This is a genomic window from Streptomyces sp. NBC_01408 (assembly GCF_026340255.1).
Lineage (GTDB): Bacteria > Actinomycetota > Actinomycetes > Streptomycetales > Streptomycetaceae > Streptomyces.
Map to the genome: position 1 here is coordinate 244,511 of NZ_JAPEPJ010000002.1, position 14,152 is coordinate 258,662.

Sequence of the window (14,152 nt, forward strand, 5' to 3'; positions counted from 1 at the left end):
CTCCTCACCGCCGCAGGCGGGTGCCAGACATCGCGTCAGGACCGAAGTGCGCCTAGTTTGTCCAGGTATGACGGGAAACTCTGACGGTTACGGGCTTCCGGGGCGGCGCCGGCTCGTCCGGGCCGCGTTGACGGGGGTCGTCGCCGTGTGTGCCGGGTCGGTCTCCAGCCGCCCGGTCCTCTCGGCCGCCACCTCCTCCGGGCCGAACAGCGCCCGCCCCGGCACGCCGCAATCGGCGTGGCGGGAGCTGAGTACGGGGAACCGGCGCTGGCGGACGATGCACGAGCGGCACCCCGACGAGACGCAGGCCGTACGGCGGACCGTGGTGTCCGGGCAGCACCCCTTCGCCGTGATCCTGGGCTGCGTGGACTCCCGGGTCCCTCCCGAGCTGGTCTTCGACCAGGGGCTGGGTGACCTGCTGACGGTCCGTTCCGCGGGCTCGGTCCTGGACGAGGCGGTGCTGGCCAGCGTCACGTACGGGGTCCGGGAACTGGGCATCCCGCTGGTCGTGGTGCTGGGGCACCAGTCGTGCGGGGCGGTGACAGCCGCCGTCCAGGCGGACGCGGCGGGCGGGCAGCTGCCCGGCCACATGCAGTACCTGGCCGAGCAGATCCGCCCCGCGATCGACCACCAGCTGACGGGCGCGGCCCGCGTGGACGCCGCCATCACCGCGAACGTGCTGCTCGTCCGGTCCCGGCTGGCCGCGGAGCCCGAACTCGCCTCCAGGATCGCGGCCGGCACGCTCACCGCGGTCGGCGCGCGGTACCAGCTGACCGACCAGCGGGTGCGCCGACTCCACTGACCGCGCCACGGGGCCCCCACAGCACTAGCTCCCGCTCCGGACCGGTTCGGCAGCGCGGCCGTTCGCGTGCTCGCGTCAGGTGGACCACGGGGACGGAAGGCGCGGGGCGGGGGCGTAGGCGCAGTAGGTGCCCGTGCGGATCGTGCGGTCGAGGTGGTCCCCGAGCGGCGGGGAGGTGTCGCGGAGGCGGGCGATGGCCTTGCGTACGGCCTGGGTGACGGCGGCGCGGGCGCGTTCGGAGGCCGCGCCGGCGTGTCGGTCGCGCCCGCCGAGCCCGACGGCCCGGGCGAGTTCGCCGATCAGGAAATCGCGTTCGAGCTCGGTCTGTTCCTGCCTGCCGATGTCGTGGTCGGCACGCGCATCGTCGATGTCCTCCTCGATCTCGGCGAGGCGCCTGCGGTACATCCGCTTGGCCCGGTCGTCCAAGAGGGGCCCCGCATCGCCGGTGCGGGCGAGCGCGCCGGCGGCGCCGGGGTCGTCGCTGTCGGCGGCGACGAGGTCGAGGACGTGGAACTCCCGGCCCGGCGCGGCAAGCAGCCGGGCGAGATGGTGCATGCCTTTGCTGTCGCGGACGGTCACGTGCCGGCCGTCGAAGACGACCCTCCAGTGGTCGCCCTCCCGGAGGAAGGTGTTCGGCTCGGTCATGGCCGGTTGCGAGCCGTCGGCCGCCGCCTCGGGCGCGTGCGCGATCCGTTCGAGTTCGGTATGCGCCGCCTCCCGCTCCAGGGTCTCGGTCTGGAGGTTGCCCAGGGCGCGGTGGGCGTCCGCGAGGCGGAGCCGGCACTCGGCCGTCTCGTAAGGGGCACCGATCTCGTTCCAGGCACGGACGGCGTCGGTGAACCGCTCCGACGCACCGGCCGCATCGCCCTCGGAGAGCAGGACCTCGCCCCGTGCACGCAGAGCCGACGCTGCGAGCGCGTTGCTTTCGAAGCGGACGGCCACCTCCTCGAGCTCCTGGGCCGCGATCCGCGCAGTCTCCAGGTCGTCGCGGGCGACGGCGATCCTGACCTGCGCGTCCAGCAGTGGGGCCCGCCGCAGTCCGGAGGTGGGGGGCAGCTCCTTCGACGGCACCGGCCGTGGCCGGGTCAGCGCCTCACGGATCGAGGCGGCCGCCGTGTCGAGGTCGCCTTCGGCGAGCCGGACGAGCGAGAGCCCGGGTTCGGGGTCCCATCCGAGGCGGTGTGCGGCGAGCAGTGCCTCCGCCGCGCCTGTCAGGTCGCCGCGCCGCAGCCGGATCCGGCCCAGCTCCGTCAGCGGCCAGCCCAGCTCGCGCCGCACGTAGGGGCGCAGCTCGTCGCAGGCCAGCAGCACCTGCTGCTCGGCGTTCGCACACTGGCCGCGCAGGCGCAGGATCTCGGCCCGGTGCACCCGGCACCGGCCGTGCAGGCTGCCGATCGCGCTCGTGCGCGCCCACCGCTCCATCGCCTCGGTCCACTGCTCGGCCAGCTCGTACTGGGCCAGGCCCTGGAGTGCGCACACCAGCTCGCAGTAGACGACTCCGGTCGACAGCGGGTCGAGGTCGCCGGACATCGCCGCCGCACCGGCGTCCTCGAGGAGTTCCAGACCCCGCGGGACGTCTCCGTCGAGGATCACCAGCCGTGCCTGGGCCACGCGCCCGATCGCGGCCGCGGCCGGATCGGTGCGCGAGCCGGTCTCGACCGCCCGTGCGGCCCATTCCCGGGCCGCGTCGAGATCGCCGCTGAGGAGGCGCTCGAAGGTGCGTACCACCGCGAGCCATGCGTGGGCGGGCGTCGTCGGCTCGGGGTCGAGGAGGCGTTCGGCGCGACGTAGCCAGCCCCGTACGGGCGCCATGAGCGCGGTGTCGAACAGCAGGTGCATGGCGACCTGTACGGCGGCTCCGGCCGCGCCGTTGTCCTCGCCGAGCCCGGACAACTCGCCGTGGACCCGCTCCCAGGTCTCGATCGCGACGTCGAGATGCCCCGCGGCATAAGCGACGCCCGCGAAGTCGGCGAGGTCCGCCGGGGCGAGCTCGCCCGCTTCCCGGGCCTCCTGGTAGCCGGCGTAGGCGTCCGCCCACGCGCCACCGGCCGCGGCGTTCCGCGCCCCCTCCACCAGCGCTCTTCCGTCGCCGGAGGCATGATTCACGGAGTTTCCTTCGGTGCCGGGCGAATCGGTTACGGCGGTAAGGGTCCCGCTTACGCCTCCATGGTGAGCCACGACGGCAATGGAGGACATCATGGACACCGTCACAGTGAACGACATCCAGCTGGAATACGAGATCCGCGGAAGCGGGGAGCCGGTCCTGCTCATCAGCCCGGTCCTCCCCGACGGGTTCGTCCCGCTCGTCGCCGAGCCGGCGCTCAGCAAGCACTACCAGCTCATCCGCTACCACAAGCGGGGCTGGTGCGGCAGCACCCACACCCCCGGGCCGGTCGGCGTCGCCGATCATGCCGCCGACGCCCTCGCGCTCCTCGACCGCCTCGGCATCGACCGCGTCCACGTGGCCGGGCACTCGACCGGCGCGGCGGTCGCCGCCCAGCTCGCGCAGGACCGCCCCGACCGCGTCGTCACGGTCGCCCTGCTGGAGCTCACCCTGCTGTCGGTGCCCGCGGGCGAAGCGTTCTTCGCCCAGGTGGTGCCGGCGTTCGAGGCGTACGCCGACGGGGAGGCCGAACGCGCCGTCGGGCTGTTCCTGTCCGTCGCCGCCGGAATGGACCGGGAGCGCTGCCGGACCCTGCTCGACGCGCGCGTGCCGGGCAGCGTCATGCAGTCGCTCAAGGACGCCGACACGCTCTTCGGGATCGAGCTGCCCGCCCTGGCCGAGTGGCGCTTCGGCCCCGACGAGGCCGCTGCGATCCGCCAACCGGTTCTGTCCGTGCGGGGCGGCAACACCCAGCCCCTGTGGGTCGACGTCGCCGCGTTCCTCCGCGCGACCGTGCCCGACGTCGAGGACTGCGTCGTCGACGGCGTGGGCCACCTGCTCCACATCGAACGGTCCCGGCCGGTCGCCGAAGCCCTGTCCCGCTTCCTGGCCCGGCACCCGATCACGTCCTGACCACGGGCACTGAGTGCCCGCCCGGGCTGTCCGGCGGAAGCCCGGCTTCGCCCCCGCCCTCCGTGAGGCAGTGCCAGGATGAGGGAGAGCTGCCCGATTTCCGCTTCCGGGAGGACGAGTTGACCGCTCCAGAGGCCAGGGGCCCCAAGGTCCCGCCGTCGTACCCGCCGAAAACCCCACCGCCGCAGAAGAAGCCCGCGGAAGCCCCCCGGCCACAACTGGCCGCACGGCCGACGACCCACCCGAACCCGAACCCGCACCCGCACCCGCACCCGCATCAGCACCCGCACCCGCCCCGGCCGCGCATGCGGGCCGAGGCACGGGCGGCCGCGGGGCAGGCGGCGGCATGCGGGTTCCCCGCCGGGGCGGGGAGCAGGCGGGTACGTCAGGGTCTCCGGCCCCGGCGTGGGGATCAGCCCCGCGAGTGCAGGGAGTAGGAGCACGAGCGGCCCGGTACTCGGGCCACCGGGCCGCAACCGAGGCGAACGCCGTCGCGGCCCGGATCAGGCCGCCGGGACGCGCATCCGGACGGACTTGCCCGATTCCCCTGCCACCACGGAGAGTTCGCCTCCGAACTCGGCCGCCAGCAGTTGGACGATCAGCAGCCCGCGACCGCCCTCGGAGTCCAGGTCGGCCTCTGCCTGCGGGGAGGGCAGGCGCGGCAGGCCGGCGCCCTGGTCGGCGACCTCCAGGCGGAGCCATCCCCCGCCCCGGTTCACGCCGACCCGCATCCACCCGTCGGCCGCGTGCCGCACGACGTTGCCCACCAGTTCGCTGACGGCCAGCAGCAGCACGTCAGCCACCTCGCGGGACACCCGCCACTCATCGAGGGCCGCACGCACACGGGCCCTGACCTGCGGGATGGTGACCGCGACGGGATCCGTGACCCAGTGGACGAAGCTGCATGCCGGGGAAGGACCCCGGGTCGGCGAGGACGGCTGGGGCGGGACACGGTGCTCGGGAAGGAGGTGCTCGGGAAGGAGCTGCTCGGGAAGGAGGTGCTCGGGCGGGACGTGGTGCTCGGGCGGGGCGGAGTACGGGGGCGGGACGGGGCACCCGGGGTGCTGGGGCTCTGCGAGGGGCGCGGATCTGCCGGCGGGGGTGGGCATGGCGTGCTCCCGGAGGGGGGAAGGCGGCGCACCCACTGGAACGGCTCGTGTAACTGCCGGGGAAGTCGGACTGCCCATGGGCTTGTGGTCAGCGGAAACGCGTCGCTAGAGTTCTGATTACACGTGTAACACGTTAAGCCTCCCCCAGCGTTCCGCGCAAGCATTTCGGACAAACGTCGCGAAGCCTGCGCCCCACGCCGGGACCCGTCGGCCGCCATGGCCGCACCCATCGGAAGGGCCCCAATGACGCAGTCTCCTCCAGCCGAGTTCGACATCGCCGACATGACCTGGCCGCCCCCGCCGTACCAGTCCCCCGTACCGCCCGTGACGGGCGCGGACGGCGTACGGCGCTTCGAGGGCGTCACGTACGCGACCACGCCCGGCTTCCGTCCCCGGCTGCTCGACGTCCAGCTCCCGGCGGGCGAGGGGCCGTTCCCCGCGGTCGTCTGGATCCACGGCGGCGGCTGGCTGGACGGCGACCGGCGCTACCCGCCGCCGACCGTGCCCGCGGCCCTGCTGCACGGGGCGGTCCTCGGCGCCGGACTCGCGCTGGTCTCGATCGACTACCGGCACAGCCTCGAAGCCCCGTTCCCCGCGCAGCTGCACGACGTGAAGGCGGCCATCCGCTACGTCCGCGCCTTCGCGGGGGTGCTCGGCGTGGACCCGGACCGGATCGGCGTCTGGGGCGAATCGGCGGGTGGCCACCTGGCGGCCCTGGCCGGGCTCGTCGGTCCCGGCAGTGCGGACGGCCCGGCCCTGGAGGGCGCGCACGGCGTCGGCTCCGGCGACACCGGGGTGCTGGCCGTCGTCGACTGGTACGGCGTCTCCGACCTGGAGGCCCTCGCCGATCACCCCATGCCGCCGATGCCGGGCGGAGTCGAGTTCCCCGACCCCTACGAGGCCCTGCTGGGCGGCACCGAGGCCGAGCGCCCGGCGCTCGCCCGCGCCGCGAGCCCGGTGACGTACGCCGAAGGCTCGAATCCGCCGCCGTTCCTCCTGGTCCACGGCACCAGGGACGGGCTGGTCCCGTACAGCCAGAGCGAGGCCCTGGCGCGGGCGCTCGTGAGCACCGGGGGCGAGGTGACCCTGCGGCCGGTGGAGGGCGCGGACCACATCTTCCTCGGCTCGCCGGACATCGAGGCGATCGTCGCCGAGAGCGTCGCCTTCCTGGCCGGCCACCTCGGCGCGGGTGCCGGGGTCTGACCCCGAAGCCCTCCGCTGGACCCTGGGTCTCCCGCCGAGGGCGCACGCACGCCTCGACCTGACTGCCCCGGGCTCACGGGCCTACTGGCCTCGCAGCCCTCACCCGCCTCACCGGCCTACCGGCCTCGGCACTACGTCAGGCAGTGGTTCCACCCCCGCGCGGGGGCGCGGCCAGGCCGCGCCCCCGCCCACCCAGACCCCGAGCCACATCCCGCCCCACCCCAACCACCCCACCCACCACGTCGACGGCCGCGGTCACACCCGCCGTCGCGAGAGGCAGTCATGTCCCCGCACCCCGTGACCACCACCTCCGACAGACCCGGCGCCTCCGGGGCGACCCGCGGCCGCGGCGCGCTCGCGCTGGGTCTGCTGTTCCTCGGGGGCGCCGCGCTCCTGGCCCTCATCGTCCGCCCGGACGTCGTCAATCCGCCCTTCCAGGGTCTGGACGACCGCTGGCTGCGCTGGATGGGCGGCCCGCACGAAGGGCCGTACGCGGCCGTCGCCGCCGCCCTGGACTGGTTCGGCGGCCCGCTCGGCGCCGTCGTCCCGATCGCCCTGCTGGTCCTGCTGCTCGTACGGAGGCGCTGGGTCTCCGCCGCCTTCCTGCTCGGCGTCTACCTCGGCGCCAACATGCTCGTCGTCCAGGGCCTCAAGCACCTGGTGGACCGGCCCCGCCCGGCCGACCCGCTGGTCCGGGTCGACCACGGTTCCTTCCCGTCCGGCCACGTGGCCTCGGCGGCCCTGCTGATGGTCATCGTCGGGGCGCTGCTGGTCCCGGTCGCTCGGCGACGGGCGTGGTGGCTGGGCGGGGCGGTGTTCACGCTGGCCATGATGTGGAGCCGTACCTGGCTGCACGCGCACTGGCTGAGCGACACCGTGGCCGGCGCGGCCGCGGGCACGGGGGCCGGGCTGCTGGCGTGGTGGCTCTGCGAACCCGCGCTCGCCCGGGAGCGCGTGCGGGTCCACGGCCGTCGGGGGGCGGCCGTGGACACCCCGGATCCCGTCCCGCCGGCCGATCGGCCCCAGCACGCGAGGCGCTGACCGTCGGAGGACGGACACCCCGGCGCCGGGAGGTCCCGCAAGGCCGAGGTGCCGGCGGGACCTGAGCGTCCCGCCGGCGCCTCAGGAGCTCTGGCGGTGGACGAGGACGGCTTCGACCGGCGGCAGCGCCGGCGCCTTCCCGGTCTCGATCAGCTCGTGCAGGGAGTCCGCGATCCGCGCGGGCGAGGGCAGATCCAGGCGGATCGTCGTGAGCGGGGGCTGCTGGAGCGCGGAGAGGACCAGGTCGTCGGAGCCGACCATGGCGACTTCCTCCGGTACGGCGATGCCCTCGGCCTGGAAGGCGTGCAGCAGCAGGGCCGCGTACTCGTCGTTGTAGGCGAACACGGCGTCAAGGCCGAGGCTCGGCCAGCGCCGGGCGAGGGCCGTAGCGGATTCCCGCGTGTAGGCCAGCTCGACCGGGGTGACGGTTGCCAGGTGCCGGGCCGCGACGGATTCGGCGCCCGCCAGGCGCGGCTCCGCGAGCGTGCCGAGCCCGCGCTCCTGCGGCATGACGACGCCGATCCTGGTGCGACCGCGCGCGATGAGGTGCTCGGCCGCGGTGGCGCCGATGTGGGTGTGGTCGAAGCCGACGGTGTACACGCCCTCGACGGGGTGCGCCGCGAAGGCCAGCAGCCCGCGCACCCCGGCGCGGCGCAGCAGGTCGGCCGCCTGGGTCGTGAACCGGTCGCCGTCCAGGGCGACGACGGCCGCCGGACGCAGTTCGGCCCAGGCCCGGGCGGCGTCCACGGGGTCGCCGAAGCGGCCCGCGTGGAGCACGGCCGTGTACCCGCGCTGGTCGAGCTCGCCGTGCAGGTCGTCGACCCAGTCGCTGACGAGGCGGCCTATCGCGGAGACGGAGGCGGGCATCAGGACCAGGTTGCTGCGGCCGGCCCGCAGGGACCGGGCCGCGGCGTGCGGTACGTAGCCGAGCTGGCGGGCCGCGTCGAGCACGCGCGCACGGGTGCCGGCGCTGACGCGGTGGCCCTGGGTGTCGTTGAGGACGAAGGAGACGGTGGCACGCGAGACTCCCGCCAGGCGGGCCACATCGGCACTGGTGGTGGTCGCGGGGACGTGGGTGTCTTTGGCCATGGCGTCCCTCGACGCTCCTTCTGCTCGGTTCGCACTTCCCTTCCGAGGTTACACGAGTTAGATCACGGACGAGCGGACGTACCTACGAGGACCGGGCAGGCGCACCTACGGAGTAGCCGTGGCCGCACCTGCGCCGGTACCGGTGGAGTACTACGGCGCGCCTTCGGCGGTACCCGCGGATACCGGGCCGGGCAGCCCGTCCCCGTACAGGACCCTGGAGGCGCCCGCGAGGTCGCCCAGCGCCGTCACGACGGAGTCGAAGCGCATCGTGGTGCGCTCCCGGGTGTCGTACGGGTCCCACTGCGGCAGGCCCGCATGGTTCGGGTCGCCCGTGCGCACGAAGGCGATCCACGCCCGGTGCATGGCGGTCGCGAGCCCGTCGCGGACGGCGGGGGTCAGCCCGGCCAGGAAGGGGGCGTGCGCCCATTGGTCGAAGTTGGCGAAGACGAAGGGGAGTTCGAGGCAGTGCGCGGCCCCGAGCCGGCCCTCGTGCGCGGGCGTGGGCAGGTCGAACTGGTAGGCCCACACCGGGTGCCCGGTCTCCGCCCGCGCTTCGGCCAGCCGCAGGGCGGGTACGCGGAAGAGCTCGTCCGTGATGAGGTCCATGAGGACGTCGGCGGGGCGGGCACCGGGCCGGGCCCGCTCGTACTCCGCGTACACCTCGGGGGCCCTATCGGCCCCGAACGTGTCCGCGATCCGGGCCGTGACCTGCTCGCGGGTGGCGGCGGCGTACCCCTCGTCGAGGGCGAAGCCGAAATTGGCCTCCTCGCGGGTCCAGCCGATCATCACGTCGACGCCCGCCGCGGCGCCGTGCGTCAGGGTCCGGGCCGGATGGCGATCCAGGGTGACCCCGTCGATCACGGGCAGGAACGGTGTCGGCCAGTACCCCCAGCGCGCCGTCCGGGCGAAGAGCCCGAGGCCCGCTCCGATCAGCTCCGGCCAGTCCAGCGCGCGGAGTTCCGCCACCGTCTTGACCCCGGCGAGTTCCAGATAGGCGGCAACGCGCTCCCCGTAGGCCTCCGGAGCGGGCAGGCCCAGCCCGAAGGGCGGACTCTGCAGGATCACCCGCTTGATCAGGCCCTGGGTCTCCGGATGGCCGGCGAGGGCGGCGGTGGACACCGCGCCGCCCGACTGGCCCGCGACCGTGACGAGGTCGGGGTCGCCGCCGAAGAGGGCGATGTTCTCCCGTACCCAGTGCAGGGCGCGGAGCTGATCGGTGAGCCAGGGATTGGCGCCCCCTTCGGCCTCGCCGTCACCCCCCTCACCGATGACGTCGCCCTCGGCTTCGAAGGAGAGGTAACCCAGCGCCCCGATACGGTAGTTGACGCTCACGAAGACGAGGTCTCCGTCCTGGGCGAAGGTGGCCCCGGAGTACCCGGGCAGGGAACCCGAGCCGGAGACGAAGCCGCCTCCGTGGATCCAGACGAGCACCGGCCGGCGGGCGTCGTCGGCCGCGGGCGTCCAGATGTTGAGGGTCAGGCAGTCCTCGTCGAAGGGGGGCGAACCGTGACCGCCGAGCACCGGATCGCCCTCCTCCCGGTACGGCTGCGGCGCGCTGGGGCCGTCGGCGGTGGCGACCCGCGTCCCGGTCCACCCCGGGTGCGGCCGCGCGGGCCGCCAGCGCAGGTCACCGACGGGCGGTGCGGCGTAGGGGACGGCCCGGAAGACGGTGACCCCGTCTTCGACCCCGCCACGGAGGCGCCCTGCGGGGAGGTCCACCACCACGTGGTCCCGCCCTGGGGAGTGAGCCATGAGCCGTTCCTTCCTGACCGCGCACCGGATGCGCGCCGACACCCTCGAGATTATGTCGATTCTTTTGCGACCGTCAATGAGTCTCATCATTCTGAGACGCGCGAGACCTCGCTGCGCCCGGTCGTCGCGTCACAGCCAGAGACTGCCCGAGGCCATCCGTTCCGCCTCCGTATCCAGCATCGGCGCGAAGACGCGCCACAGCACCAGACAGGTCCCCACGCCGAGCAGCACACCGGCGAACGTGTCGCTGAGCCACTGGGCGTGCAGCCAGGTCCGGCTCCCCATCATGGACAGGACGTACACACCCGCGACCGGCCACCACCAGCGCCGCGCACGCCCCGGGAACACGACCACGGCGATGACGAACACCAAGGCCACCGCGCTGAACACCTGGCCGGAGGGGTACGAGCCGTCGTTGACCAGGACCCACGGGAACGGCGGGCGGGGCCGGTCGGCCAGCTGCTTGAGGGGCAGCACCACCAGGACGTTGGCGACGACGCAGGCACAGAACACGAACAGCCCCGAGCGCCAGCGGCCGTAGACGCAGAGGCAGCCGATGAGGGCCAGCGGGAGCACCAGGCCGAAGGGGCCGCCGAGGCGGTCGAGGAAGACCGCGAAACCGCCCGCGAACCCTCCACCCCCGCCCTGCGCGGCCGAACCGTTGACCGAGGCCGCCCAGCGGTCGTCGAGCCCCTGGAAGAAGGGGCGGTCGTCGATGCGCAGCAACAGGGCCGTCGCCAGCGAGACGAACAGGAGCGCGACTCCGAAGGCGAGTGCGTGACGGGGCGGAAGGGCCGGCAGGTGGTACCGGGGTGGCGGCACCGGCCGGGGCGGGGGTGTGAAGGGGGGCGAGTGCTGCATGGCGGGCCTTTCACGGTCAGCCGCCCGGGCGAGCGGAAACACCGGGGCAGTCACGGGGAGCGGCAGGGCGGGCGTACGGCCACGCCGGAGAAGGGTGCGTACGCGCAGGTACGCGTAAACGGATGCACACCTGCACGCGGACGTGTGGGCACGCGGGCACGCGGCGCCGGCGGAGGGCGCCTCCGGCGGTGACGGCAGGACGTACGTCGAAGCCGTACGCCCGCGAGGCGCAGGAGGACGTACGCCCGCTAGTGCTGTGGCCGGAAAGGTTTGCCGGGTCGCGTCGTCCGGTGCGGTGCATCGCAAGGCGGAGGGCCGCGACCCGTACTGGACGTACCGGCGCGGTCCGACAACGCGGCGAGTCGCCGTGCCGGGCGGCGCGACCCGGTGAACCTTTCCGGCCACAGCACTAGGCGCGGCCGGCGGGTGCCGCATCGGGGACGGGAAGGGCGGACGAAGCCGCGGCCGAACCGGGGCACAGGGGAACCGGGACCGCGTACGGCCACGAGATCGTCGCGGCGCGGCACGGAGTATTGCGGATGGGTGACCGCCGCCACAAGAGCAAGAGGGTTTTCGGCACAACCGGCCCGTCCGGCGGCCTGGACCCGATGGTTACACGTGGTGATCCTGCGGATCTCCGGACGGTCACGATCTGCACAACGTCGGCCCACAAGGCTTGGCGGCGGCTCGAAATGGGTGCTACACAGTGTCCAGCGCCGCAGGTGACACGTGTAACAACATCAGGTGAACGCGTCATCGGCCCGTGGCTCCGGCAATACCTCTGCCCCGCTGCCCGCCGCCCCCACCGCCGCCCGCGCGGCGCCCCTCCCCCACGCTCGACCGCTGCTCGCCACCTCCCCGCACCGTCCCCCGAGGAGTCGTCATGGCCACGAACGATATCGCCGGCCCGCTCACCACCTCCGCCGCCGCGGAACCGCCCCGCCAGCGCGGGCTGTTGCTCCTGCTGCTGGTCGCCAACTCCGCGATGATGGCGGTCTACATGGGAGTGGGATCCGTACTCCTGCCCACCCAGATCGCCGCGATCGCCCCCGATGACAAGGTCGCGGTCCTGGGCCTGATCGGCGGCATCAGCGCCATCTTCGCGACCGCCTTCAACCCCATCGCCGGCGCACTCTCCGACCGCAGCGGGCGCCGCAGTCCCTGGGTGCTCGGCGGCGCCCTCGCCTCCCTCGCGGGTCTCGCCTTCCTCGGGAACGTGACCACCGCCCTGCTCGTGGGCATCGGCTGGTGCCTGGTCCAGGCGACGATGAACGTCTACCAGGCCGCCGTCACCGCCATCGTGCCCGACCGGGTACCCGCCGTCCGCCGCGGTACCGCGTCCGCGCTGGTGGGACTGGGGCTGCCGATCGGCGGCACGGTCGGCGTCCTCGTCGCCTCCCAGACCGCCGAGCACCTGCGCACCGGCTACCTCGTGTTCGGCGCGATCATCGCCGTGGCCGCCCTGCTGCTCACGACCTTCTGCCGGGACATCCCGCGCACCGAGCCGGCGACCCCCGCGCCGGCCGCGCCGAAGGGCGCCCAGTGGGCAGCCTTCCTCTCCGCCCTGGCCAGCCACGACTTCCGGTGGGCCTTCATCGGCCGGGCCCTGATGGTCCTCGGGTACTTCTCCGTCGTCGGCTACCAGCTGTACATCCTCGGCGACCACATCGCCCTGCCCGCCGGACTGACGCCGCCCGCCGCGATGGCCGTCCTCACCCCGGTGTCGATGGTCGCCATGGCCGTGTCCACCGTGGTCGGCGGCCTGCTGTCCGACCGGTGGAACCGCCGCAAGGTGTTCGTCGGCGTGTCCGCCGCCCTGGCCGGCCTCGTCATGGTGGTCCCGGTCATCAGCCCGACCTGGACCGGCATGCTCGTCTTCAGCGCGCTCAACGGCCTCGCGTTCGGCTGCTTCATGGCCGTCGACACCGCCCTCGTCACCCTGGTCCTGCCGAGCGCCGAGGACGCCGCCCGCGACATGGGCGTCCTCAACGTCGCGAACGCCGGGCCGCAGATCATCGCCCCCTTCGTCGCGTCGGCCGTCGTCACCGCCCTGGGCGGCTACACCCCGCTGTTCCTCGTCGGCGGGGCGCTGTCCCTGATCGGCGCCCTCGCGATCCTCCCGATCCGCAGCGTGCGCTGACTTCCCGCGCCCGCCTGGGGCGTGTCGTCGAAGTGGCGCCGGCCGCCCGTAGGCCGGACGGGACTTCGACGACACGGCCTACGCGTTCGGGCCGGTCCGTACTCCGGCGGGCGTGCGCCGAGGGTCGCCCGCCCGCCGGTCTCCACCCGCCCCACCCCACCCTCCCTCCCTGCACTCTCCTCCCTCTCCGAAGGAGCACTCCGTGAGACGCAAGCGAGTTCTGCCGCTGGCCGCCCTGGTGCTGTGCGCACCGGCCCTGGCGGGCACGGCTCCCGCCGCCGCCGCACCGCAGGCCGCGCCCCCCGGCCCGCTGCGGATCCTGCTCACCAACGACGACGGCTACGACGCGCCGGGCATCCGCAAGGCGTACGAGCGCCTGACCGCCGCCGGGCACGACGTCACGATCATCGCGCCGCTCACGAACCAGAGCGGCACCGGAACGAAGATGATGAACGCCCCCACCATCACGGTGAAGCACCCCGAGCCGAAGGTATGGGCCGTGGACGGCACTCCCGGCGACTCCGTGGCCTTCGGGCTGGCCGAGGTCTTCGCGGACCGGGCCCCCGATCTGGTGGTCTCCGGTACGAACTTCGGCCCGAACGTCGGCGGGCTCGCCACCCACTCCGGCACGGTCGGCGGAGCCGTCACCGCGGTGGAGTCCGGGGTACCGGCCATCGCGCTGAGCACCGGCGGCCTGACCGCGCCCGATCCGGTCACGACGGTCAACGCGATGGGCCCCACGATGGAGTTCGCCGTGAAACTGATCGACCGGCTGCGGACCCGCGCGCGTTCCGGTCCACTGCTGCCCGAGGGCGTCGGCCTGAACGTGAACCATCCCGTCGTCGGCACCGACGGCAAGGGCACGGCCGCCGGCGTCGCCACGACCTTCCAGGATCCGCAGAACTTCCTGGAACCGGACTTCACCGACTCCGGCGACAGCACCTGGAAGGTGACCGTCAAGGTGGCCCTGCGGCCCGCCGCCAAGGGCGGTGACATCGAGGCCGTGAGCGCCGGCAAGATCGCCGTCAGCCCGATGAACGCCGACTGGAACACCGGCCCGGCCGACCGCGCCGCGGCCTCCGCCCTGCTCTCCGGGCTCCGCCCTTAACCTACGCCTCGGCCGGGGGCGGGGCGGTGTG

General features: G+C 73.7%; 11 protein-coding genes. 6 read left to right on the plus strand and 5 right to left on the minus strand.

Annotation, left to right across the window (positions count from 1 at the left end):
* Positions 1-67: 67 nt before the first annotated feature.
* The gene (locus tag OG447_RS23565) at positions 68-802 is read left to right on the plus strand and encodes a carbonic anhydrase (RefSeq protein WP_266939178.1); all 735 of its coding nucleotides are present in this window, start codon (positions 68-70) and stop codon (positions 800-802) included.
* A gap of 75 nt (positions 803-877) precedes the next feature.
* Here the strand turns inward: OG447_RS23565 and OG447_RS23570 are convergent, their stop codons facing one another.
* Positions 878-2,908: a transcriptional regulator gene (locus tag OG447_RS23570; RefSeq protein ID WP_266939180.1), complete on the minus strand. Its 2,031-nt coding sequence runs from the start codon at positions 2,906-2,908 to the stop codon at positions 878-880.
* A gap of 91 nt (positions 2,909-2,999) precedes the next feature.
* On the opposite strand from OG447_RS23570, the gene OG447_RS23575 reads away from it, so the two are divergent.
* On the plus strand, positions 3,000-3,818 hold the full coding sequence (locus tag OG447_RS23575) for an alpha/beta fold hydrolase (protein ID WP_266939182.1): 819 nt from the start codon (positions 3,000-3,002) through the stop codon (positions 3,816-3,818).
* A 503-nt stretch (positions 3,819-4,321) separates the two neighbouring features.
* Here OG447_RS23575 and OG447_RS23580 read toward each other — a convergent pair.
* Entirely contained in the window at positions 4,322-4,927 is a 606-nt protein-coding gene (locus tag OG447_RS23580) for an ATP-binding protein (RefSeq protein WP_266939183.1), read from the minus strand.
* Positions 4,928-5,170: 243 nt separating this feature from the next.
* Between OG447_RS23580 and OG447_RS23585 the strand changes: the two genes are divergently transcribed.
* Positions 5,171-6,130: an alpha/beta hydrolase gene (locus tag OG447_RS23585; protein ID WP_266939185.1), complete on the plus strand. Its 960-nt coding sequence runs from the start codon at positions 5,171-5,173 to the stop codon at positions 6,128-6,130.
* A gap of 282 nt (positions 6,131-6,412) precedes the next feature.
* A complete protein-coding gene (locus OG447_RS23590) occupies positions 6,413-7,171 on the plus strand; it encodes a phosphatase PAP2 family protein (RefSeq protein ID WP_266939186.1) in 759 nt (252 codons plus the stop codon).
* A gap of 81 nt (positions 7,172-7,252) precedes the next feature.
* Here the strand turns inward: OG447_RS23590 and OG447_RS23595 are convergent, their stop codons facing one another.
* The 3 genes from OG447_RS23595 to OG447_RS23605 form a co-directional block, all read right to left on the minus strand.
* Positions 7,253-8,260, minus strand: a complete 1,008-nt coding sequence (locus OG447_RS23595; protein WP_266939188.1) for a LacI family DNA-binding transcriptional regulator — start codon at positions 8,258-8,260, stop codon at positions 7,253-7,255.
* Between the two features lie 150 nt (positions 8,261-8,410).
* Positions 8,411-10,012, minus strand: coding sequence for a carboxylesterase/lipase family protein (locus OG447_RS23600; RefSeq protein WP_266939189.1), 1,602 nt, complete (start codon positions 10,010-10,012; stop codon positions 8,411-8,413).
* Between the two features lie 129 nt (positions 10,013-10,141).
* Complete coding sequence (locus OG447_RS23605) at positions 10,142-10,873, minus strand: phosphatase PAP2 family protein (RefSeq protein WP_266939190.1); 732 nt, start codon at positions 10,871-10,873, stop codon at positions 10,142-10,144.
* Positions 10,874-11,756: 883 nt separating this feature from the next.
* On the opposite strand from OG447_RS23605, the gene OG447_RS23610 reads away from it, so the two are divergent.
* Both OG447_RS23610 and surE read left to right on the plus strand, forming a co-directional pair.
* Positions 11,757-13,013, plus strand: coding sequence for an MFS transporter (locus OG447_RS23610; RefSeq protein WP_266939191.1), 1,257 nt, complete (start codon positions 11,757-11,759; stop codon positions 13,011-13,013).
* A gap of 202 nt (positions 13,014-13,215) precedes the next feature.
* Positions 13,216-14,121, plus strand: coding sequence for a 5'/3'-nucleotidase SurE (gene surE, locus OG447_RS23615; protein ID WP_266939192.1), 906 nt, complete (start codon positions 13,216-13,218; stop codon positions 14,119-14,121).
* The last annotated feature ends 31 nt before the right edge of the window (positions 14,122-14,152 follow it).